Source organism: Rhizobium sp. WW_1 (assembly GCF_003610155.1).
Taxonomy (GTDB): domain Bacteria; phylum Pseudomonadota; class Alphaproteobacteria; order Rhizobiales; family Rhizobiaceae; genus Rhizobium; species Rhizobium tropici_A.
On sequence record NZ_RAIN01000015.1, the window covers coordinates 126809 to 148560 of the forward strand.

Annotated in this window: 19 protein-coding genes and 6 tRNA genes; 11 read left to right on the forward strand and 14 right to left on the reverse strand. The window is 59.6% G+C overall.

Translation table 11 applies throughout. The annotated features are described in order from the left end of the window. Window positions 1-128 precede the first annotated feature (128 nt). Window positions 129-213, forward strand: a tRNA-Leu gene (locus BJ928_RS30400). 280 nt (window positions 214-493) lie between these two features. Continuing rightward, entirely contained in the window at window positions 494-1984 is a 1491-nt protein-coding gene (gene tig, locus BJ928_RS30405) for a trigger factor (RefSeq protein WP_047634645.1), read from the forward strand. Between the two features lie 140 nt (window positions 1985-2124). Here tig and BJ928_RS30410 read toward each other — a convergent pair whose 3' ends face one another. The 7 genes from BJ928_RS30410 to phaC all read right to left on the reverse strand — a co-directional run bounded on the left by BJ928_RS30410 (window position 2125) and on the right by phaC (window position 9850). Further along, window positions 2125-2937, reverse strand: a complete 813-nt coding sequence (locus tag BJ928_RS30410) for a hypothetical protein (RefSeq protein WP_047634642.1) — start codon at window positions 2935-2937, stop codon at window positions 2125-2127. Between the two features lie 229 nt (window positions 2938-3166). After that, window positions 3167-4573, reverse strand: a complete 1407-nt coding sequence (gene sthA, locus BJ928_RS30415) for a Si-specific NAD(P)(+) transhydrogenase (protein WP_047634641.1) — start codon at window positions 4571-4573, stop codon at window positions 3167-3169. A 107-nt stretch (window positions 4574-4680) separates the two neighbouring features. Then, a complete protein-coding gene (locus tag BJ928_RS30420; protein WP_047634640.1) occupies window positions 4681-5277 on the reverse strand; it encodes a dual specificity protein phosphatase family protein in 597 nt (198 codons plus the stop codon). Between the two features lie 262 nt (window positions 5278-5539). Beyond that, on the reverse strand, window positions 5540-6358 hold the full coding sequence (gene radC, locus BJ928_RS30425) for a DNA repair protein RadC (protein WP_245432613.1): 819 nt from the start codon (window positions 6356-6358) through the stop codon (window positions 5540-5542). 42 nt (window positions 6359-6400) lie between these two features. Beyond that, window positions 6401-7237, reverse strand: a complete 837-nt coding sequence (gene map, locus BJ928_RS30430) for a type I methionyl aminopeptidase (RefSeq protein WP_047634638.1) — start codon at window positions 7235-7237, stop codon at window positions 6401-6403. A 2-nt stretch (window positions 7238-7239) separates the two neighbouring features. Beyond that, entirely contained in the window at window positions 7240-7989 is a 750-nt protein-coding gene (gene sfsA / locus BJ928_RS30435) for a DNA/RNA nuclease SfsA (RefSeq protein ID WP_047634637.1), read from the reverse strand. Window positions 7990-8002: 13 nt separating this feature from the next. Next, complete coding sequence (gene phaC, locus BJ928_RS30440; RefSeq protein ID WP_047634635.1) at window positions 8003-9850, reverse strand: class I poly(R)-hydroxyalkanoic acid synthase; 1848 nt, start codon at window positions 9848-9850, stop codon at window positions 8003-8005. A gap of 160 nt (window positions 9851-10010) precedes the next feature. On the opposite strand from phaC, the gene BJ928_RS30445 reads away from it, so the two are divergent. The 4 genes from BJ928_RS30445 (at window position 10011) to recJ (ending at window position 15140) form a co-directional block, all read left to right on the forward strand. Next, window positions 10011-10463 carry a hypothetical protein gene (locus tag BJ928_RS30445; RefSeq protein WP_047634634.1) on the forward strand — a complete coding sequence of 151 codons (453 nt, stop codon included), beginning with the start codon at window positions 10011-10013 and terminating at the stop codon, window positions 10461-10463. 220 nt (window positions 10464-10683) lie between these two features. Continuing rightward, on the forward strand, window positions 10684-11904 hold the full coding sequence (locus tag BJ928_RS30450) for an LL-diaminopimelate aminotransferase (RefSeq protein WP_047634632.1): 1221 nt from the start codon (window positions 10684-10686) through the stop codon (window positions 11902-11904). 57 nt (window positions 11905-11961) lie between these two features. Next, window positions 11962-13281, forward strand: a complete 1320-nt coding sequence (locus tag BJ928_RS30455) for a homoserine dehydrogenase (protein WP_047634630.1) — start codon at window positions 11962-11964, stop codon at window positions 13279-13281. Between the two features lie 56 nt (window positions 13282-13337). Further along, complete coding sequence (gene recJ, locus BJ928_RS30460) at window positions 13338-15140, forward strand: single-stranded-DNA-specific exonuclease RecJ (protein ID WP_120296739.1); 1803 nt, start codon at window positions 13338-13340, stop codon at window positions 15138-15140. A gap of 76 nt (window positions 15141-15216) precedes the next feature. Here recJ and BJ928_RS30465 read toward each other — a convergent pair. The 5 genes from BJ928_RS30465 to BJ928_RS30485 all read right to left on the reverse strand — a co-directional run bounded on the left by BJ928_RS30465 (window position 15217) and on the right by BJ928_RS30485 (window position 17259). After that, a tRNA-Glu gene (locus tag BJ928_RS30465) sits at window positions 15217-15291 on the reverse strand. Between the two features lie 117 nt (window positions 15292-15408). Next, a tRNA-Glu gene (locus tag BJ928_RS30470) sits at window positions 15409-15483 on the reverse strand. Window positions 15484-15565: 82 nt separating this feature from the next. After that, window positions 15566-15640, reverse strand: a tRNA-Glu gene (locus BJ928_RS30475). A 173-nt stretch (window positions 15641-15813) separates the two neighbouring features. Continuing rightward, window positions 15814-16467, reverse strand: coding sequence for a hypothetical protein (locus BJ928_RS30480; protein ID WP_245432615.1), 654 nt, complete (start codon window positions 16465-16467; stop codon window positions 15814-15816). A 351-nt stretch (window positions 16468-16818) separates the two neighbouring features. After that, complete coding sequence (locus tag BJ928_RS30485; protein WP_047634625.1) at window positions 16819-17259, reverse strand: VOC family protein; 441 nt, start codon at window positions 17257-17259, stop codon at window positions 16819-16821. Window positions 17260-17456: 197 nt separating this feature from the next. Here BJ928_RS30485 and BJ928_RS30490 point away from each other — a divergent pair, with 197 nt between their 5' ends. From BJ928_RS30490 to BJ928_RS30500, 3 genes are all read left to right on the forward strand, one after another. Continuing rightward, window positions 17457-18035: a cold-shock protein gene (locus BJ928_RS30490; RefSeq protein WP_047634624.1), complete on the forward strand. Its 579-nt coding sequence runs from the start codon at window positions 17457-17459 to the stop codon at window positions 18033-18035. Window positions 18036-18048: 13 nt separating this feature from the next. After that, entirely contained in the window at window positions 18049-18549 is a 501-nt protein-coding gene (locus BJ928_RS30495; protein WP_245432617.1) for a DUF192 domain-containing protein, read from the forward strand. A gap of 148 nt (window positions 18550-18697) precedes the next feature. Further along, window positions 18698-18774, forward strand: a tRNA-Pro gene (locus BJ928_RS30500). A 101-nt stretch (window positions 18775-18875) separates the two neighbouring features. Here the strand turns inward: BJ928_RS30500 and BJ928_RS30505 are convergent. Continuing rightward, window positions 18876-19481: a GNAT family N-acetyltransferase gene (locus BJ928_RS30505; protein WP_047634622.1), complete on the reverse strand. Its 606-nt coding sequence runs from the start codon at window positions 19479-19481 to the stop codon at window positions 18876-18878. 688 nt (window positions 19482-20169) lie between these two features. Between BJ928_RS30505 and BJ928_RS30515 the strand changes: the two genes are divergently transcribed. Together BJ928_RS30515 and BJ928_RS30520 are read left to right on the forward strand one after the other, a co-directional pair. Then, the gene (locus BJ928_RS30515; protein ID WP_047634619.1) at window positions 20170-20475 is read left to right on the forward strand and encodes an ETC complex I subunit; all 306 of its coding nucleotides are present in this window, start codon (window positions 20170-20172) and stop codon (window positions 20473-20475) included. A 91-nt stretch (window positions 20476-20566) separates the two neighbouring features. Beyond that, a tRNA-Arg gene (locus BJ928_RS30520) sits at window positions 20567-20643 on the forward strand. 334 nt (window positions 20644-20977) lie between these two features. Here BJ928_RS30520 and BJ928_RS30525 read toward each other — a convergent pair. After that, window positions 20978-21640: an ATP-binding protein gene (locus BJ928_RS30525; RefSeq protein ID WP_197070144.1), complete on the reverse strand. Its 663-nt coding sequence runs from the start codon at window positions 21638-21640 to the stop codon at window positions 20978-20980. Window positions 21641-21752: the final 112 nt, after the last annotated feature.

A 21752-nucleotide genomic window follows, 5' to 3' on the forward strand; every position in this document is an offset into this window, starting at 1 on the left:
CTCCGATAAGCTTTAAGCCTCGTCGCGGAACCGTCATTTTTCCTTTGCGTGGTTTGAAACGGGTGATATAGAGACGCCGCGCTCCGGAAGGCCCCATGGGCAGGCATTCGCCATGCGGTTTTGGGAACGCGGGTATGGTGAAATTGGTAGACACGCCAGATTTAGGTTCTGGTGCCGCAAGGCGTGGGAGTTCAAGTCTCTCTACCCGCACCAACACTGTCTTGTGGACGGGGGGAGGCTGACGAAGCCTGTCTTCCGATATGCCGCAGGACGCGCCATTTTGCCCAAAGCATCCCGCTTTCGATGAGGAAGGGGACAAGATGTTTTGGCTCGTGACGGGATAGGGCTGCCTTTTGCGCGTTCATTCGAATGCGCGGCGCTCTTGCAAAGTGTAAAGAGAATTGCATCCAAGCCACGCTCGGGATTTTCCGGCGTCGTGCTCATCGTAACGAACGGCTGTCTGGGCACGGCCGCCATGAATGAAGGTAGGACAATGCAGGTTATCGAAACGCTCGCTGAAGGGCTGAAGCGCGAAATCAAGGTGGTCATCCCGGCCAAGGACATGGAAGTGCGCATGAACGAGCGCCTCGCCGAGGTCAAGGACAAGGTCCGCATCAACGGCTTCCGTCCCGGCAAGGTTCCGGTCTCGCACCTGAAGAAGGTCTACGGCAAGTCGATCATGGCCGATCTCGTCAACGAAATCGTTCGCGACCAGCCGCCGGCAATCCTGACCGAGCGCGGCGAAAAGTCGGCCACCCAGCCTGAAATCGCCATGACCGAAGACCAGGACGAGGCAGAAAAGATCCTCTCCGCCCAGGCCGACTTCGAATTCACGCTGTCCTACGAAGTCATCCCGGCAATCGAACTGAAGCCGGTCGGCGGCATCAAGGTCACCCGCGAAGTCGCTGAGATCGGCGAAGACGAAGTGACCGAGCAGATCCTCAAGATCGCCGAAAGCGCTCGCAGCTACGAAACTAAGAAGGGCAAGGCTGCCAACGGCGACCGCGTCACCATCGACTACCTCGGCAAGGTCGACGGCGTTGCCTTCGACGGCGGCAAGGACGAAGACTCGCAGCTCGTTCTCGGCTCCAACCGTTTCATCCCGGGCTTCGAAGAGCAGCTCGTCGGCGTCAAGGCTGACGATGAGAAGGTCATCACCGTAACCTTCCCGGCCGACTATCCGGCCAAGAACCTTGCCGGCAAGGAAGCCACCTTCGACATCAAGGTCAAGGAAGTTGCAGCTCCCGGCGAAGTCGAAATCAACGACGAACTCGCTTCCAAGCTCGGCCTCGAATCCGCTGACCGCCTGAAGGAAATCGTTCGCGGCCAGATCGAAAGCCAGTACGGCTCGGTCACGCGCCAGAAGGTCAAGCGTCAGATCCTCGACCAGCTCGACGAAATGTACCAGTTCGACACGCCGCAGAAGCTGGTCGACGCTGAATTCGCCAGCATCTGGCGCCAGATCGAGGCCGATCTCAGCGAATCGGGCAAGACCTTCGAAGACGAAGACACCACCGAAGAGAAGGCCCGCGAAGAATACCGCAAGCTCGCAGAGCGTCGCGTTCGCCTCGGTCTCGTTCTCTCCGAAATCGGCGAGAAGGCCGGCGTCGAAGTGACCGAAGACGAGCTGCAGCGCGCGCTCTACGCGCAGCTCCAGCAGTTCCCCGGCCAGGAAAAGGAAATCCTGGAATTCTTCCGCAACACGCCCGGCGCTTCCGCCAACCTGCGCGCTCCGATCTTCGAAGAAAAGGTCATCGACCACCTGCTGACCGAAGTTGACGTCACGGACAAGACCGTTTCCAAGGAAGCGCTGCTCGCCGACGACGAGGAAGAAGAAGGCAAGCCGGCTGCAAAGAAGGCTGCTCCGAAGAAGAAGGCTGCCAAGGCCGAAGCAACGGAAGCTGCCGCCGAAGGCGAAGAAGCCGCTGCTCCGAAGAAGAAGGCCGCACCGAAGAAGAAGGCTGCTGAAGACAGCGCCGAATAATCGACTTTTCTTCCGGACTGAAATTAAGCCCTGCCGTTCGCGGCGGGGCTTTTTTTGTTGCGCCAGCGCAGGAAGCTCCTTCTCCCCGCTTGCGGGGAGAGGGCTGAGGTGAGGAACCGGGGCCTATCGGCCGGACGCGACTATTCCTTATCCAACGCGCGGCGGATCGCGATCTCGACCGGACTATAGGCGCCGTCAGGTCGCTCCAATCGATAGGGTTCAGCAAGGCCGATCGACGGTTGGGCCATGAAGCGCGGTATTGTTCCGCAATGCTTTTGAGCAGCATGGATGAGAAAGGGATGGCAGATATAGACGGTTCCCGCTTTTCCCGTTGCCATAGCCTGCGGCCGATGATCGGCAACAGTCTCCAGCATCATATGGGAGCGCCCTTGCTCTCCCGCAGGCTCCAGATAGCGTGCCATATCCATGTGGGAACCGACGCGGATGCGCGTCGGCGCGTCGTTCTCGCCGACGTCCGAAAATAGAAACAGCGTGAGCAACGCCCGTCCTCGCGAGGTAACATTCACCCGCCAGGCGGAGAAGTCGCTTTGCTCATTCGGATCGCCGTCGTCACCGGGAAAGCTGACGTCGACATGCCAGCCGGCGTCGCCAGGATCGTCCGGATGCGGGAAACGCACGGGGAAGGTGCCAAGCCCATCTCTTGGAAGCCATCGGCCCGGCCCGACCAGTTGATCGAAAGCCGCGTGCAAAATGGGCATGTTGGCGATGGTGCGGAACGGTTCGCCGCCATAGCCTGGCAGCCGGACGACCGGATACGCCCAGCTTGCCGGATCGTGCTCGCTGCAGGGGATATCGCGCCACATGATGGCCCGTGCCTCAGCGGCGAGCTCCCGCGGAAACGCATCGTCGATGCGGACAAAGCCATGTTCGATGAAGTCGTGCACTTGCGCGTCGGAAAGCGCAGGGGAATACGGGTGTTCGTTGGATTGCATGAAATCTCTCTCAATCGTCGCGCCGTATCTCGCCCTTTCAATTTTGGGGATACGATCGTTTCGGCAAAGGCCCGCGAGCGACCTTGCGGTCACACAGGCGGCCTCGTCTTCATTGGGCTGAATGACCCACCGGATTAGCGGCTTATGAAGAAGGCCGAAGCGATGTTGAGAATGCTCATCATGCCGACAGAGTAGTGAGACCTGCCGGCATGGTCAATATTTGTCGTGCCTAAAGCTCCGACTTGATGTCGCCCATGCGGTTCCATGCGTCGAGACCGGCAATCTTGTAGGCTTCGGCGAGTGTCGGATAGTTAAAGGTGTTCTCGACGAAATACTCGACGGTGCCCTTCAGGTTCAGCACGGCCTGGCCGATATGGACGAGCTCGGTCGCGCCTTCGCCGACGATATGGACGCCGAGCAGGCGGCGCGTTTTCAGCGAGAAGATCATCTTCAGGAGACCCGTGTCGAGGCCCATGATATGGCCGCGCGATGTCTCGCGGAAGCGGGCGATGCCGCATTCGTAAGGGATGTGGCGTTCCTTGACCTCTTCCTCGGAAAGGCCGCAGGTGGAAATCTCCGGCACGGCGTAGATGCCATAGGGGAAATACTTCGGCGGCTCCTTGGCGATCGCACCGACGGCAACGCGGGCAGCGATGCGACCCTGTTCCATCGAGGTGGAGGCAAGGCTTGGAAAGCCGACGACGTCGCCGGCCGCGAAGATATGCGGAACCTTGGTCGCGAAGGTTTCGGGATTGGCGCTCAGGCGGCCGCGGGCGTCGGCTTCGAGCCCGGCGGCTGCGAGGTTGAGCGTATCGGTTGCCCCCATCCGGCCGGCGGCAAAAAGAACCATGTCCGTGGTGATGCGGCGGCCGTTGTCGAGCGTCAGTTCCACCTTGCCATTCGGCAGGCGCTCCACCTTCTCGGCCTTCTGGCCGAGCAACAGCTTCATGTTGCGGTCGCGCAGCTGATAGATGAAATCCTCGACGATTTCCTTGTCGATGAAATCGAGCATCGTCGACTTCGGATCGATCAGCGTCACCTGCGTGTCGAGCGCGCTGAAGATTGTGGCGTATTCGATGCCGATGACGCCGGCGCCGATGACGACCATCGACCGGGGCAATTCCTCGATATCGAGCAGCTCGTCGCTGTCGAGAACCGTCTTGTTGTCGAAGGGCATGTAGTCGGGCCGGAACGGCTTGGTGCCGACGGCAAGCAGAATGCTGGTTGCAGTGACCGTGACGACTTCGCCATCATCCTTGACGACCTGCATGGTCTGCGGATCGACGAAGCTCGCCTTGCCGCGAATATGCTGGACGCGATTGCGTGCAAACTGGTGTTCCAGCACTTCGACTTCATGGTCGAGTGTGATCAGCAGGCGTCGGCGCAGATCCTCGGCGCTGATCTCCTGCTTGACGCGGTAGGCGCGGCCGTAAAAGCCACGCTCGCGCCAGCCGGAGAGATTGAGCGCGGTTTCGCGCAGCGTCTTGGAAGGAATGGTGCCGGTGTGGACCGAGACGCCGCCGACGCGCTTGCCTTGCTCGACGACGAGCACCCTCTTGCCGAGTTTGGCGGCCTGGATAGCGCCTCTGCGGCCAGCAGGGCCGCTACCCACGACTAGGAGATCGAATTGGTCCATCGGGAAGCCTCGGATGACTGAATAGGGAATCAATGTCGCAACGCAACATGCTCCGTCAACCGGTAGCTGCTCAATGTTACAGATTATCTAACGGGAAAGTTTGGCGCTCAGGATGCCGAAAAGCCGAGCCAGGGTTCCAGCTTCTGGAAGGTCCGGTCCATGGCATAGGCGCTCATGAAGGAAAACGGCAAGTGGCCATAGATGATGGACATCTGGCTTGCCGCGGTCTGTTCGTTCGCCTTGGCAATCGCGGCCAGATACAGCGCTGAGGCAAGGCCGGTTCTGTCGGCGCCGGCCTGGCAATGAATGAGAAGCGGCTTCGGCGCATCGCGCATGATCTCGACGAGTTGCGCGGCCTGCTGCTGTGTCAGCTCGCGGCTCGAAGACATGTGGAAATCGATATGATTGATGTTGAGCGCTTTGGCCTCGGCAACTTCGTTGTCATACCAATGGTGCCCGCTGTTGCCGCCGCGCAGGTTGAGAATGGTCTTGATGCCGTACTGCTTCTGAAATTCGGCGATCGTCGTGGCTGACGGCTGCGAGGAACGGTAAAGCTCGCCGGCAATGACCGGGTGGAAATTCGTCGTCCAGAGCATGTGAGCGTAGAAGCCGCCTGCGACCACCAGAAAGGCGCCAGCAGCAACAAGCGCACCGCGACCGACACGAAGGAGGCGTTGAGCAAACACTGACGACATCTTCGGCATTCGATCTCCGGATGGCCCATAACTCGCAAGCGGCAAGGCCAAATAAAACAACAGCTTCTGCGCCGGTGAACTCGCCGGGTGGAATGCGGCATCCTTCTGCCAGAAGATCCTGACGCCAAGCTGAAAGCCAAGGCGGCGTGCGCGATGACGATTTCAGGCCATTTTGCCATGGCTTGGCGGATTGGTGATCGAAAGTGATTATGTGATATCAATAATATATAATAGGAATTTAATGTATCGGATTATCGTATCTGCGCCAATTTCAAATCAGGCGCAGCGCGCGGAAGCTGACATGGCCGTTCTTGCCGATGATAACATGATCGTGAACGGTAATGCCCAAGGGCTTGGCGGTATCGATGATCGTCTTCGTCATGTCGATATCCGCGCGAGATGGGGTCGGATCTCCCGACGGGTGATTGTGCACGAGAATTACCGCTGAGGCGGAAAGTTCGAGCGCGCGCTTGACCACTTCACGCGGGTAAACAGGCGTATGATCGATCGTGCCGAACCCTTGCACCTCGTCCGCGATGAGGGCGTTGCGCTTGTCGAGAAACAACAGGCGGAATTGCTCCCGCGCCTCGTGTGCCATGGCGGCGTGACAATAGTCGATCAGCGCTTTCCAGGAAGAAAGCACCGGTTTGCCCGTGAGATCGCTCTTCAGCATGCGCTGCGCGACGCTTGCGACCAACTTCAGGTCGAGAGCCACCGCGTCTCCGACGCCGCTGATTTCCGTCAGCAGGTTGACCGGCGCGCCGAAAACGCCGCCGAGCGTGCCGAAGCGCGCGAGCAGGGCCTTGGCGATCGGCTTGGTGTCCCGGCGCGGGATCAGCCGGAAAAGCAGGAGCTCGAGGATTTCATAATCCGCCAGCGCCGCATCGCCGCCGTCGCGGTAGCGATCGCGCAACCGCTCGCGATGACCGTGATAATGGGCTTCGACATTCGTTGGCGCGGGTTTGGCTGTTGGCGCGGACTTGGTGGCCCGCGAGGCAGGCTTGGCGGCCTGTGTGGCGAAGAATAGCCGCTCGTCCAGCAGCGGCGCGTCTTCCGACGCCTCCGTCTTCCCGCCTCTATCGAGGGGCATGTCGCCATGTCCTTTGGTAGAAGCGGAACGTTTCGCCATGAATTATCCCTGCAGCGGCGGCAGGCCGGGGCGATCGAGGCCGCCGGGCGACAGGGTGAAGATTTCGCAGCCCGTCGCGGTGACGCCGACCGTATGCTCGTACTGCGCCGAGAGCGAGCGGTCGCGGGTCACGGCCGTCCAGCCGTCGCCGAGCACCTTCACATGCGGCTTGCCGAGATTGATCATCGGCTCGATGGTGAAGATCATGCCCTCGCGCAACTCGGGACCATCATTGACGCGGCCGTAATGCAGGATGTTCGGCGAGTCATGGAAGAGGCTGCCGACGCCATGGCCGCAGAAGTCGCGCACGACGGAGCAACGCTCGCCTTCGGCATAGGTCTGGATGGCTTCGCCGATGGCGCCGGTCCGCGCGCCAGGGCGCACGGCGGCAATGCCGCGCATCAGGGATTCGTAGGTAACTTCCAAAAGCCGCTCAGCCGAGCGCTTGATCTCGCCGACCGGGTACATGCGGCTGGAATCGCCGTGCCAGCCATCGAGCACATAGGTCACGTCGATATTGACGATATCGCCTTCACGCAACGGTTTGTCGTTGGGAATACCGTGGCAAACGACATGGTTGATCGACGTGCAGGAGGATTTCATGTAGCCGCGATAGTTCAGCGTCGCCGGATAGGCGCCGTGATCCATGCCGAATTCGAAAACGAAGCGGTCGATGACATCCGTCGGCACGCCGGGCTCGACGATGGCGGCGAGTTCATCGAGGCAGCGGGCGGTCAGCTGGCAGGCCTTGCGCATTCCGGCGAAGGCATCCTCTCCGTAGATGCGGATAGCGCCCGTATTTTTCGCCGGCGCCGTTGCCGCTTCGATGTAATTCACCATGACTAGCCTTCAGCAGAAATCTTTATACTTGTATCTAATGCAGCTATGCCGGGTTCGTCTATCGGGATCAACCCGGCAGGCGCGATTTCCGTCGGCGAGACCCTGCATTTCAGCGCATAGACCTCCACGCCGCGCGCCAGAGCCCGTTCGAAAGCCCTGGCGTAGACCGGATCGAGATCACCGCAAATGCGGAAGCGGTCGCAATCATTGCGCTGGATCACGAACAGCATGACGGCGCGGAAACCGGCCTCGACCATGTCGCCGAGCTCTTCGAGATGCTTTGCGCCGCGCGCCGTCGCCGTGTCGGGAAATTCCGCAAGGCCCGGTTGCCGCATGAAATGGACGTTCTTCACCTCGACATAGGTGGTTGTCCGCAAAGGGCCGGTCAAGAGCAGGTCGATGCGGGAATTGCGTCCGTAATTCTGCTCGCGCTTGACCGTTGTGTAGTCGCCGAGATCGGAGACTTGTCCCAGCGCGATCGCTTCGGCGGCGATGCGGTTCGGCATGCCGGTGTTGACGCCGACCGTCGTGCCGTCGGCTTCGATCAGTTCAAATGCATGGCGATATTTTCGCTTCGCGCCCTCATGTTCGGAAAGCCAGATACGAGAGCCAGGTGTGGTCAGGCCAAGCATCGAGCCGGTATTCGGGCAGGAGCCGGTGATGAAAGTCCCGTCCTCCAGCTCGGCATCGAAGAGGAAGCGCTTGTAACGTGCGATCAGGCGGGCGGGGATAAGAGGCGAAGGAAATTGCATAATCGAGTGGTCGCTATGCCCGTTCCATCACAAAGCTGCCGGGTGCTTCTTCCAGCGCGTTGAGGGCCTTGCCGCCGGGCTGGCGCGCTGCTGTCATGCGATGGTCCTGCGCGAGAATCCAGGCGTGCCAATGCGGCCACCACGAGCCCGGCGTCTCATTCGCTTCGGCCAGCCATTTCTCATAATCGCCACTCATTGGACCGCCGGCCCAGAACTGGTATTTGCGCTTGTCCGGCGGGTTGACGACACCGGCGATGTGGCCGGAGCCCGTCACGACGAATTCCACAGGACCGCCGAAAAACTGGCTACCGACGAAGACGGACTTGGCCGGCGCGATGTGATCCTCGCGAGTCGCGAGATTGTAGACTGGGATGCGCACGTCCTTCAGCGACAGCGTCTTGCCGTCGAGCACCATCTCGCCTCGGCTCAGCGCGTTGTTGAGGTAGCAGTTGCGCAGATAGAAGGAGTGGTTGGCCGCTGCCATGCGTGTGGAATCGGCATTCCAGAACAGGAGGTCGAAGGGTAGGGGTTCCTGCCCCTTCAAGTAGCTGTTCACAAAGTAGGGCCAGATCAGTTCCGATGCGCGCAGCATGTTGAAGGCCGTCGCCATCTTCGATCCTTCGAGATAGCCGAGGACTTTCATCTGCTCTTCCAGCGCTGCGATCTGTTCCTCGTCCACGAAAACCTTGAGGTCGCCGGCAAAGGTGAAATCGACCTGCGTCGTCAGAAAGGTCACCGTGCGGATGCGCTTGTTCTTTTCCTTGGCGTGAAGCGCGAGGGTAGCGGCGAGCAGCGTACCGCCGACACAATAGCCGACGGCATTGGCCTCGCGTTCTCCCGTGGCTTTTTCGATCGTCTCCAGCGCGAAGTCGATGCCTTCGCGCGCATAGGAGGTCCAGTCCTTCGCCGCATGGCGCTGATCGGGATTTACCCAAGAAATGACGAAGACGGTATGACCTTGCTCCACGCACCATTTGATGAATGATTTCTGCGGGTTGAGGTCAAGAATATAGAATTTGTTGATCCAGGGTGGGCAGATCAGCAGCGGCCGCTTCAGCACCTTGTCCGTGGCAGGCTCATACTGGATCACCTGGCAGACATCGCTCTGGGCGATCACCTTGCCTGGGGTCAGCGCCATGTCGCGGCCGACGGCGAATTTCGTCATATCCGTCTGCCGCAGCCGCAGCTCGCCGTGACCAAGGCTGATATCTTCGGCTAGCATCTTCATGCCGCGGACGAGATTTTCGGCATTGGACGCGATGGTTTCGCGATAGACCTGCGGGTTCGTCGCGACGAAATTGGTCGGCGAAAAGGCGGCGGTGATCTGCTTGGTGTAGAACGTCGCCTTGTGGCGCGTATGCTCGTCCAGCCCTTCGGCCTCGCCAACCAGCTTTTCCGCCCAGTTCGACGTCAAAAGATAAGTCTGCTTCAGGAAATCGAAGAAGGGGTTCTTCTGCCAGTCCTCATCGGTAAAGCGCCTGTCCTTGATCGGCTCGGCCTCGGCCTCTGCGGCCGAATCGCCGCTGAGACGCTGCATGGTTTTCGTCCAGAGGCCGAAGTAACCGGCTAGAAGCTGCGTCTGCGCCTCCAAGGTCCGGCGTGGGTCGGAAAGCCAGTATTCGCCGACCTTCGAAAGCGTCTTGACCATGTCGGTGAAGGGATCGGCAACCGTATCGACCTTCTCGCCGCGCTCACGGGGCGCGAGCCAGGCGGAGGCCGCTTTGCCGAGGTTTTCCAGCGCGCGAGCAAAGTTGACGGCCATCGCCTCGGGGTCCCTGACGATGTAAGGCTCGACTGACTTTGGATCAAAGCCGGGAAAGCCGCCATTACCTTCGTTATTATCCCGCTTGCTGTCGGTCACGCATCATCCTCCCGGCGGCAGCTTGTGTCTTGTTTTCCATTTGTACATCTTGCGGGAAAAGGAATACAAGTCGAATGAAACGCAACCCTGCTCTTGCTTTGCTGCTGCGACAAATTTAACAGTCGCAACCCACAGCAAGGAATTGAGCAGGAAGACAATTATGGGCAGCGGCATGGTGGCAAGACTGAACCGGTATTCCGTACTTTGTGGTGCAATGTGCGGGATTCTCGCATTGACGCTTGCAAGTTGCTCGACGCCCGAGGAAAAGGCGGCCTTCGCCAAGCGCAAGCAGCCGCCTCAGGCTGTCATCGTCAAGCCCGCCAGGGGCACGCAGGTCGAAGAGACCAGCACACAGCAGCACTACAAGGACGGCTATCCTTCCTTCAATTCACCGCCGACCGCTGCCAATGTGCAGATCAACGATCAGCAGGCGGGCGACATGGTCAAGCAGCTGACGGCACTCGGATCGCAGCGCAAGGCCGGTACTATATCCGAGGCCGAGTACCAAAAGCGCGTCGCCGAGATGCGCAAGCTTGCCGCCGAACATGGTCAGGATACGCTGCAGGAAATTCAGAAAGAGGGCAGCACCCAACCGGCCCAGACGCAGAATTAGCCTTGCGTTTCAGGCAATTTGGACGCAAAGCGTTCGGATGGGCCGAAATTGGATGTTTCTGACCGCGAATTGCACTTTGCGTGCATAACCGCCCAAGATTCACCTTATCTTTCGCATCAGCATATTGCGGCGCCGCGATTTCCAAGTTCGTATTGCGGCTGGCCGATAGATCAACGAACTTCAGCGCGGTTTTGAGGGCCGCTGTCCCATGGGGAAAGAAATGGAAGAGTTTCATAAAGTCCGGCGTTTGCCGCCCTACGTTTTCGAACAGGTCAATCGTTTGAAAGCGAGCGCGCGAGCGGGCGGGGCGGACATTATCGACCTCGGCATGGGCAATCCAGATCTTCCGACCCCCAAGGCGATTGTCGACAAGCTGTGCGAGGTGGTTCAAGACCCGCGCACGCATCGTTATTCCTCTTCGAAGGGCATTCCCGGCCTTCGCCGCGCGCAAGCCGCCTATTACGCCCGCCGCTTCGGCGTGAAGCTCAATCCGGATACGCAGGTGGTCGCCACCCTCGGCTCGAAGGAAGGCTTCGCCAACATGGCGCAGGCAATCACCGCGCCGGGCGACGTCATCCTCTGCCCGAACCCGACCTATCCGATCCATGCTTTCGGCTTCCTGATGGCCGGCGGCGTGATCCGCTCGATCCCGGTCGAGCCGGATGACAGCTTCTTCCCGCCGCTGGAGCGGGCCGTACGCCACTCGATCCCGAAGCCGCTGGCCTTGATATTGAACTACCCGTCGAACCCGACGGCCTATGTCGCTACCCTCGATTTCTACAAGGAAGTCGTCGCCTTCGCGAAGAAGCACGACATCATCGTGCTGTCGGATCTCGCCTATTCGGAAATCTACTTCGATGACGCGCCGCCGCCGTCCGTTCTGGAAGTTCCGGGCGCTATCGACGTGACGGTCGAGTTCACCTCGATGTCGAAGACCTTCTCCATGCCCGGCTGGCGCATGGGCTTCGCCGTCGGTAACGAGCGGCTGATCGCGGCGCTGACGCGCGTGAAGTCCTATCTCGATTACGGCGCGTTTACGCCGATCCAGGTGGCGGCGACCCACGCCCTCAACGGTGACGGTTCCGACATTGCCGAGGTCCGCAGCATCTATAAGCGTCGCCGCGACGTTCTGGTCGATAGCTTCGGCAAGGCCGGCTTCGACGTGCCGCCGCCGGCCGCGACCATGTTTGCCTGGGCGAAGATCCCGGAGAAGTTCCGTCATCTCGGCTCGCTGGAGTTTTCCAAGCTCCTGGTCGAAAAGGCCGATATCGCGGTGGCTCCGGGCATTGGCTTCGGCGAGCAAGGCGACGATTACGTCCGCATCGCGCTCGTTGAAAACGAGCACCGTATCCGCCAGGCGGCGCGCAATCTGAAGCGCTTCCTGTCGACGGCGGATGAGACGATGCACAATGTCATTTCGCTGAACGCTCATCGTTCGTAATATCGCGCGGCAGCCGCTTCGGTGGCTGCCGTTCCCCATACTGATCAGGAAATTTCCATGGCAGATGCCCTCAAAATCGGCATTGCGGGCTTGGGCACAGTTGGTGCCTCGCTCGTCCGCATTATCCAGAGCCGCGCTAACGAGCTTGCCGTTACCTGCGGTCGTCCCGTCAAGATCGTTGCCGTCACCGCGCGCGATCGCACGCGGGATCGCGGCATCGACCTGACAGGCATCGAATGGTTCGGCGGCCCGGTCGATCTGGCGCAGAAAGCCGATATCGACGTTTTCGTCGAGCTGATCGGCGGCTCCGAAGGCGCTGCCAATGCTGCCGTGCGCGCGGCTCTTGCCCGCGGCCTGCATGTCGTCACCGCCAACAAGGCGCTGCTTGCCTATCATGGCGTGGAGCTGGCGCAGATCGCGGAAGAAAAGGGCGCCCTGCTCAATTTCGAAGCGGCCGTCGCCGGTGGCATTCCGGTCATCAAGGCCCTGCGCGAATCCCTGACCGGCAATACGATTTCCCGCATCTACGGCATCATGAACGGCACCTGCAACTACATCCTGACCCGGATGGAGAAGGAAGGCCTGTCCTTTGCCGATTGCCTCAAGGAAGCACAGCGTCTCGGCTATGCCGAAGCCGATCCGGCCTTCGACATCGAAGGCAATGATACCGCTCACAAGCTCGCCATCCTGACGACGCTCGCCTTCGGCAACCGCATCGCGGCCGACGACATCTATCTCGAAGGCATCACCAACGTCTCGATCGAGGATATCCGTGCCGCTGCCGATCTCGGCTACCGCATCAAGCTGCTCGGCGTCGCCCAGCGCACCGAAAGCGGCATCGAGCAGCGCGTGCATCCGACGATGGTGCCGCTCGATTCGGTCATCGCCCAGGTCGATGGCGTCACCAATGCCGTGGCGATCGAATCCGATATTCTCGGCGAACTGCTGATGGTCGGCCCCGGCGCCGGCGGCAATGCGACCGCATCGTCCGTGCTCGGCGACATCGCCGATATCGCCAAGAGCCGTCCGGGCGAGCAGCGCGTGCCGGTGCTCGGCCATCCGGCCAAGGCGCTGGAACCCTATCGCAAGGCGCAGATGCAGAGCCATGAAGGCGGCTATTTCATCCGCCTGACCGTGCTTGATCGCACCGGCGTCTTTGCAAGCGTCGCCACCCGCATGGCGGAAAACCATATTTCGCTCGAATCGATCGTGCAGCGCTCGAAGCAGCATCTCGCACCCTCCGATCATCAGACGATCGTCCTCGTCACCCATGCGACGACGGAGGATTCTGTGCGCAAGGCGGTTGCGACAATCAAGAACGAAGGCTATCTCGTCGGCGAACCGCAGGTCATCCGTATCGAGCGGCCGAAAGAATAGGCTGACAGCGGCGGCGCGTCTCGCAAGGACGCCGCCCTCAAATTCCGGGAGAGATGGTGGAGCAACCGGTCGATCCAGTTCAGCGGGCGTTTCTCAATGTCGAGCGCTCGGTATCAGGCAATCGCTGGGTATCCCGGCTCGATCAGGCCGGACAGAACAGGGCGCTCGCCATTGCGCAGACGCATGGCCTGCCGGAGCTGATCGCCCGCGTGCTTGCTGGACGCGGCGTCGGACAAGACGAAGCGATGGCCTTTCTCGATCCGACCATTCGCGGCCTCATGCCGGACCCGCATCTGCTGACCGATTGCGAGAAGGCGGCAAGGCGTCTCCTGCATGCGATCAAGAAGGGCGAGACCGTCGCGATCTTCGGCGACTACGATGTCGACGGCGCCGCCTCGTCGGCGCTGCTCTATCGCTTCCTCACGCATTTCGGCGTTACCGCCAGCATCTATATTCCTGATCGCATCTTCGAAGGCTACGGCCCCAATCCCACTGCCATCGGTCAGCTCATCGATAACGGCGCGACGCTGATCGTGACGGTCGATTGCGGCTCCACCAGCTTCGAATCGCTAGAGGTGGCGAAGGCGCGGGGCATCGACGTTGTCGTCATCGATCACCATCAGGTGGCGCACGAACTGCCGCCATGCCATGCGCTGGTCAATCCGAACCGCGAGGACGATCTGTCGGGGCAGGGGCATCTCTGTGCCGCCGGCGTCGTCTTCATGGTTCTGGTCGCGGCCCTGCGGCTGTTGCGCGAGGCGGGCGATTCTCGTGTGCGATCGATCGACCTGCTCGCCTGGCTCGATATCGTCGCACTGGCGACCGTTTGCGATGTCGTACCGCTGAAGGGTCTCAACCGCGCCTATGTCGTCAAGGGACTGATTGCTGCACGTCATCAGGGCAATCTCGGGCTCGCAGCTCTCTTTCGCAAGGCGGGGCTCGCTGGCCCCGTCACGCCCTATCATTTCGGCTTCCTCATCGGTCCGCGCATCAACGCCGGCGGTCGTATCGGCGATGCCGCGCTTGGCGCGCGCCTCCTGACGCTGGAGGATACCGGCGAAGCGGATACGATCGCCGCAAAGCTCGACGAGCTCAATCGTGAACGCCAGGCCATGGAGGCCGCCATGCTGCATGAGGCCGAAGGCGAGGCGCTGGCGGAATATGGCAATGGCGACGGCGCCTCCGTTATCATCACGGCACGCGAGAATTGGCATCCGGGAATCGTCGGCCTGATCGCCTCGCGCCTCAAGGACAAGTTCCGCCGGCCGGCCTTCGCCATTGCCTTCGATCCGACGGGAAAGGGCACCGGCTCCGGTCGCTCCATCAATGGCTTCGACATGGGCCGCATGGTTCGCGCGGCTGTCGACGCCGGTCTGCTGGTCAAGGGTGGCGGCCACGCCATGGCGGCCGGCCTGACGGTGGAGCGAAGCAATCTTGGCAAGCTTCGTGCCTTCTTTACCGAGAAGGCGGAGAAGCAGGTGGCCGGGCTCGTCGCCAACGAAACCCTGAAGATCGACGGCGCGCTCGGCGCTAGCGGCGCGACCGTGGAGCTGATCGACAGGCTCGAGACGGCCGGTCCCTATGGCTCAGGCCATCCGCAGCCCGTCTTCGCGCTTCCGAGCCACAGGCTGCGCGATTCCCGCCTCGTCGGCCAGTCGCATATCAAGATTACACTGGAGTCGATGGACGGCGGCCGGGTTGACGGTATTGCCTTCCGCGCAGCGGAGACGCCGCTCGGCGAACTGCTGATGTCCTCCCGCGGCGCGCAGATCCATGTCGCCGGCACGCTCGGCGCGGATCACTGGCAGGGAAGCCGCCGCGTGCAGCTTCGCGTTACGGACGCCGCCAAAGCTCCGTGAAGTAAATCACAGCCGATACCGCATCAGCGAAATGCCGCTTTGCGAAACAAATCAATAGTTTCAAGGGGAAAGACAGTGGCACGCCCTAGGGGAGTCGAACCCCTCTTTACAGAATGAAAATCTGTCGTCCTAACCGATAGACGAAGGGCGCGTGCTGTGGCGCCCTTATAGTCAGCACCTTTTGTTCCCGCAAGCGGAAAATCGAGAAAAATCCATAACTAGGCGAAGATTTTTCGAGGTGCTTGTGGAAAACGTTGAGCCACGCGGTTGGCACGCCCTAGGGGAGTCGAACCCCTCTTTACAGAATGAGAATCTGTCGTCCTAACCGATAGACGAAGGGCGCATACTGCGAAGCGTAGATAGGAATAACCTATTGCGTCCGCAAGCGGTAGCCTAATCGAATTGATTGGAGAGAAGAACAACAGTGGCACGCCCTAGGGGAGTCGAACCCCTCTTTACAGAATGAAAATCTGTCGTCCTAACCGATAGACGAAGGGCGCGTGCAGCTGTTGTGTGGCGCGCTTATAGCGGGGTGATTTCATTCCTGCAAGCGGCAATTTTGCTTTTTTGTGGAAAAAATGACAGATGAGTGAAACCGCCGCCGGCCCCGAATAAGTGAGCCTTAACAGGCTCTTGCCGGCGACATTGAAGAATCCCTGGAAACGCGGGCTTTTTACTCGCCGTTTGCGCCCGGCACCGGCTGCACCATCAGCTTGCCGTTCTGCGGCTGGTTTTTCGACGCGATGAACTGCGCCAAGGCGGCCGCCTGTCTACCGTTTAATTCGTGGACGTTCGGATTCGGCGTTGCCGCGACACCCGACGCCGTTACCTGCGCGATCGGCTGCGGCGAAGCCGCTGCGGGCGAGGTCGCATGACGGATGACGGGTGGCGGCAGCATCTCGGCAGACGTGCGTACACTCGGCACGGGCGCCGCCGTCGTTTGTGGAGCGGCTGCCTGCATCGCAGCCGGCGGCGTGCTGTAGACGCTGCGCATCATCGGCGTGATGGTCTGGCCGCCGTCAGGCTGGGCGCTGGCGAGCGTCCCATCCGGATTGACGGCGATGGGCGGCGGTGCGGAAAAGATGCTGCTTCTGTTCGCATTGACGGCGGTCGGCTGTGTGACGAGGCCGGCAATACCTGTTTGCCCATCCGTGGGAGCCACGGGCCCAGGGGCCTGATAGAATGCCTGGTTCTGCTGGGCAACGATCTGCTGGCGCGTGCCGTTGACGCTGTGCACCATCGGGTCGCGATAGGCGACATCGCCCTTGCGCCGACGGGCGTCGGCCTTGCTGTTCATGTCTGCCGCGAGTTGTTCGGCTGCGGTCATCGGCACAGCAGGCGCGGCTTGCGATACCTCGGGCGGCTTTTTTGCTGTGGTTGCACAGCCCGTAATCATCACAAATGAGGCGAGGACGGCGATTGTGCTTGCGAGCGTGTTCCTGCCGTATAAAATCTTTTGATCGCACATAGGACGTTCCCTGCAAAAAGGTCTGCATCGGAACGGCCTCCTGCGAGGGACGACGATACCGCACGCGCCGACTGGGAACGATGGCCGCGCGATATCCGATGCATGATGCTTCGAGTCGTCCAAGCATGCCGGAGGATGGGCATGGGCGGCAAGCGCGAAACGGATGGCTCCGCGCGTGCCGTAAGCCTCGCGAAAGCTTGCGCCTTGCGCTTACCAGGAGCCGGTATTGGACATGGAAGCCCATGGCTCGGCAGAGGCGAGATTGGCGCCCTTCTGCAGGATCTCGATGGAAATGCCGTCCGGAGAGCGCACGAATGCCATGTGGCCGTCGCGCGGCGGGCGATTGATGGTGATACCGTTGTCCATCAACTTCTGGCAGGTCGCGTAGATGTCGTCGACCTCATAGGCGAGGTGGCCGAAGCTGCGTCCTCCGCTATATTCTTCGGGGTCCCAGTTGTAGGTCAGTTCGAGGCTGGGGGCGCCATTGCTGCGGGATGATTCGGCATCCTCGGCGGCTGCAAGGAAAACGAGCGTATAACGACCTTTCTCGTTTTCGTAGCGGCGGGTTTCGACAAGCCCGAATAGGGTGCTATAAAAATGCAACGAGGCGTCGAGATCGGTGACGCGAACCATCGTATGGAGATAACGCATTCTATTTCCTCTCTTAATGTTGAGCCGGGCGGATCTTCGATCGAAGCACCAGCTTCGCGCAAGTCTTGGAGCAATAATCTTAGGGTGGGAATAAACGAAAACTAGGACTTGCGCTTTTCCGTTACCAAGATGTTAATCTTGCTATCAGGGAATCAGTTAACCGTAACAGTGTGACGCGTAATCGAGGGCTGGCTAGGATGGGTGACAGAATTTCATCGAAGGGAGTTGAAGACTTCGAGGAGATGTCCGGCGATACCGTCGAGCTCATCGAAATCTCAGGCGTCGTCAAGTGGTTCGATGTCGCTAAAGGGTTCGGTTTCATCGTGCCTGACAACGGCATGCAGGATGTGTTGCTGCATGTGACGTGCCTGCGCCGAGACGGCTATCAGACGATTCTCGAAGGAACCCGCATCGTCGCGCTGATCCAGCGCCGGGAGCGTGGCTATCAGGCTTTCAAGATCCTCTCCATGGATCAATCGACCGCAGTGCACCCCTCGCAGATGCCGCCGGTGCGCACGCATGTGCAGGTGACGGCGACGAGCGGTCTGGAGCGCGCGCTGGTGAAGTGGTTCAACCGCACCAAGGGCTTCGGCTTCCTGACGCGTGGCGAGGGCACCGAGGACATCTTCGTGCATATGGAAACGCTGCGTCGCTTCGGTCTGGCCGAACTGCGGCCGGGGCAGGTGGTTCTTGTCCGCTTCGGGCCAGGCGAGAAAGGCCTCATGGCGGCGGAAATCCATCCGGACGCACCGAGCCCGGTCACGCGGCCGCACTGACATGAAGAGAGACATGTTTCTCAAAGTTTTGAAAAGCGCCATCTTGGCGCTTTTTCTCGTTGGGGCGATCGCTCCCTCTTTCTTCGCGGCGCAGGCGGCAGAGCAGCAGTCGATGACCTTCGATTCGGAACCGCTTTCGATCGCATCGCCCGACGGCAAGCTTCATAAATTCACCGTGGAACTGGCGCTGACGGCGCCGCAGCTCGAATACGGCCTGATGTATCGCGACAAGATGCCGGCCGATCACGGCATGCTGTTTGATTTCGGCACGCCGCGGCCCGTCATGATGTGGATGAAGAACACCAAGCTGTCGCTCGACATGCTCTTTCTGGATCAGAAGGGTGTCGTTACCCACATCCAGGAAAACGCCGTGCCCTATTCCGAGACGATCATCAGCTCCGACGGGCCGGTCGCCTATGTCATCGAGCTGAACGGCGGAGTGGTCAAGAAACTCGGCCTTGCCGTTGGCGACAAGGTGACGAGCGCCACCATCAAGGCAAAGCTCGGCAACTAGATTTTCCTCGGGGAAGATCCGCCCGACAAGATTTTATCTGTTGCAGCGGGGAGATGAACCGTGTATCTCCCCACTCGTTCCGCAGGGTCGTGTGTTGGCGGTGCGGAACTGAGGTGGAGATCGCGTTTTGGCGATCGTGCCGACGGTACGGAGTGTAGCGCAGTCTGGTAGCGCATCTGGTTTGGGACCAGAGGGTCGGGAGTTCGAATCTCTCCACTCCGACCATCAATTGAAATCATCCCGAAATTTCAGTCTTTCGAACGGCAGCAATGGCGATTGCGCGCTGTGGACTGTTCGGCGACTTTCGCGGTCGCGGCTTGCATCCGTCAATCGTTGTCAGCCGGCGAAAGCGGCAGCCTTGCGAGTATCCAGTAATCTCGCCCCGTCACCTTTTCAAGGCAACGGATCTCTTCGTGGAAGCCGAGTCGTCGATAGAAGGACAGGCTGAGCGGATTGAAGGTCTCCAAAAAGCAGGTCGCCCCCTGTCGGTCCGCCCGGTTCACAGTCAATTCGATCAGGCGTTGCGCCAGTCTCCGTCCGCGTGCCGCCGGCCGCACGCCGAGGATCGATAGATACCAGGCATTGGCAAGATGAGGAGGGACTTCGGTCGCCATGGATTCGGAAATCTGCAGATAGGCATCGAATCCTGCTCTTCCCAGCAACTCCGCCAACGCATGCTTGCGGGCGGCAATATATCGTGCGGAATCGTTGGCGCTCGCTTCATTGGTATGCCATATGGCGGCACCGTCGGCGTCGGCATAGTGCACTTCGCCTATCCCTTGCGCTTCGATGATCGCCAGATCGAAATAGCGTGCGAGAACTGCTTGTCTTTTCCCTTCGTCCGCGCCCGATTCGACCGTGACGGCGCGGTAGAAGGGATCATCGATAAGGGCTTCCGCAAGGGACACGCTGACAGGCGAAATCTGGATCACAAACGAACTCCGGCGATGGTGGGGCGTAGCGACGTCAGGCGACGGCGTCAGGAGGGCTATTCGATGCCGTGCCCGCTGGAACGCATCGCTCCCATCTTAGAAGCTGCTGGTTCTCTTGGTCCAGTTCAAAGCGAAGCGTGTAGGGGCGTTCCGGAAAACATCAAAGGCGTTGGGCAAACTCATGCCGGGGCTGGCATCGTCTTCGAGAATCAGTGGAGGAACTGCAAGGCTATGAGGCCAAGCGTCGCCAAAGCGGAAGACGCCGTCAAAACAATCAGCACCGAAGTCGACATCATATCGCTCCCATAGATCCTACTGCAAACGCGGAATGTTGCTTATAGGAATGGAGGCGGGCTGTCGCGTGACACCAGGCGTGACAACTCAATCACGGTTTACCAGGCCGCTCCAACCGCGGCCTTGCGGGCCGAGTGTCCGAGAATGATGCGATTCTCTCGTCTTAATGCTGCCTGATGCCGGTATCTTGCGAGTATCGGGCTCCCTGTTTCACCATTCGTCTGAAGCCTGTTCCTTCAGCCGAACTCCGGCGATTTTCGGCTGCCTTTTTGCTTGAAAACCAAGGGATTCGCAGCTAAGCAAATCCGAGATGCACTCGACCTGCAAGGGTTGAGGCAAGATAAGTGAAGCACAAAGGCGGGTCGCTCCCGCTTTATTCGGAGGCGCTGCAGCAATGCCTGCCAAGATTTATCGTCCCGCGAAGACCGCCATGCAATCCGGCAAGGCCAAGACCCATCTCTGGGTTTTGGAGTTCGACCAGGAAACGCCGCGCAAGATCGATCCGATCATGGGCTATACCTCGTCTGCCGACACGCGCCAGCAGCTCAAGCTGACCTTCGACACGCAGGAACAGGCCGAGGATTACGCCAAGCGCGAAGGCATCGACTATCGTGTCATTGCGCCGAAAGACCCCATCCGGCAGACGGTGTCCTATTCTGACAATTTCCGCTTCAACCGCATCCAGCCCTGGACTCACTGAAGCCCACCACTTATTGAACGCCGGCCATTGAGTTTGATGGCGGTTTCAGGCATGTGTTGCCCGCCGCACGCTAGGTGCGGCCAGGCCTTACGGCCCCTTAGCTCAGTTGGATAGAGCACTTGCCTTCTAAGCATGTGGTCGCAGGTTCGAATCCTGCAGGGGTCGCCATTTTTTCGATATAATTTGCGGGCGACAACGTCGCTCAGTGATTTCGCCAGCTTGGTTTGTCCCTGCGCGGGGCGATTGGGTCCACTCGCGGCATTTGATTTGGGCATATCGCACATAGCAGTATGCGGCGTTCCTCATCGCTCCTGAACAACTGGGATGCGCAGGCGATGAGTTCAGAATTTTCGCCTATGCTTCTGGAGAAGATGCAGCCTAATAAATACGTCTCCTTAGGTTCACTGAGCTGCCACTGCGGATTTCGTCCAGAATGGATTAGAGTTACGGACTATTGTTGAACCGCCCCAGGATTTTGGAACACCAGAGGCTTTAGTTGCGTTCAGTTTCCAGCCTCAATGACGGACGAGAAACGCAGAGTCGTGCTCTTTGGCTGGAGGTGGCTCTCTAGCGGCTTTATCGCGAGCTTGAGCGGCATTTGGCCCGCCATTCCACTGAAGATGCAGGTGCCGGTCGGCAACGTTGGTATCGACTCTTCGGTCAATTCGTCGATGTAGGACACAGCGCTTGCGATCGATTGAAGGTCTTTCTGATTTATCAGCCGATGAATGAAATAGTTGTGCGCCTGTGAAGTTATCGTCGGAGAGATATCGTTTGGTCGCTGACTGGCTATCGTTACGAAGACGCCGAATTTTCGGCCTTCCTTGATGATCTCTTCAAAAGTTTCAAGACGGTAGTCTTTCCAGCTCTCGGTCTCGCGCGACGACTCCGTGGAAAGGATGTTATGAGCTTCATCGATGACGATGTTGAGCGTCTTTCCCTGAAAAGAGGTCTTATGTTCCTGGTAGATGCGCCGACACACAAGCAGAGGAATCGTCTTCTTCATTTCCAAATTCACGTCGTTCAAATTGATGACGACGATATTCGATTGGAAGAGCGACCCCTGGACGGCGGGATCGAATACCCGCCGGATGTCCCGCTGTTTGCTCTTGAGCTTATTGATGACCGGGGCAATATGCTCGTTCTGCGCACGATTGGCGAGCACGTCGTAAACAAGCTGAATTGTCCGACATCAGCGCCCTTGAGACAGAATTGGTTTAATTGAGAAGAGAGGATTTTCGGCTCATCGTAGCTCTATCAAAGGAAGCGAAGATGAG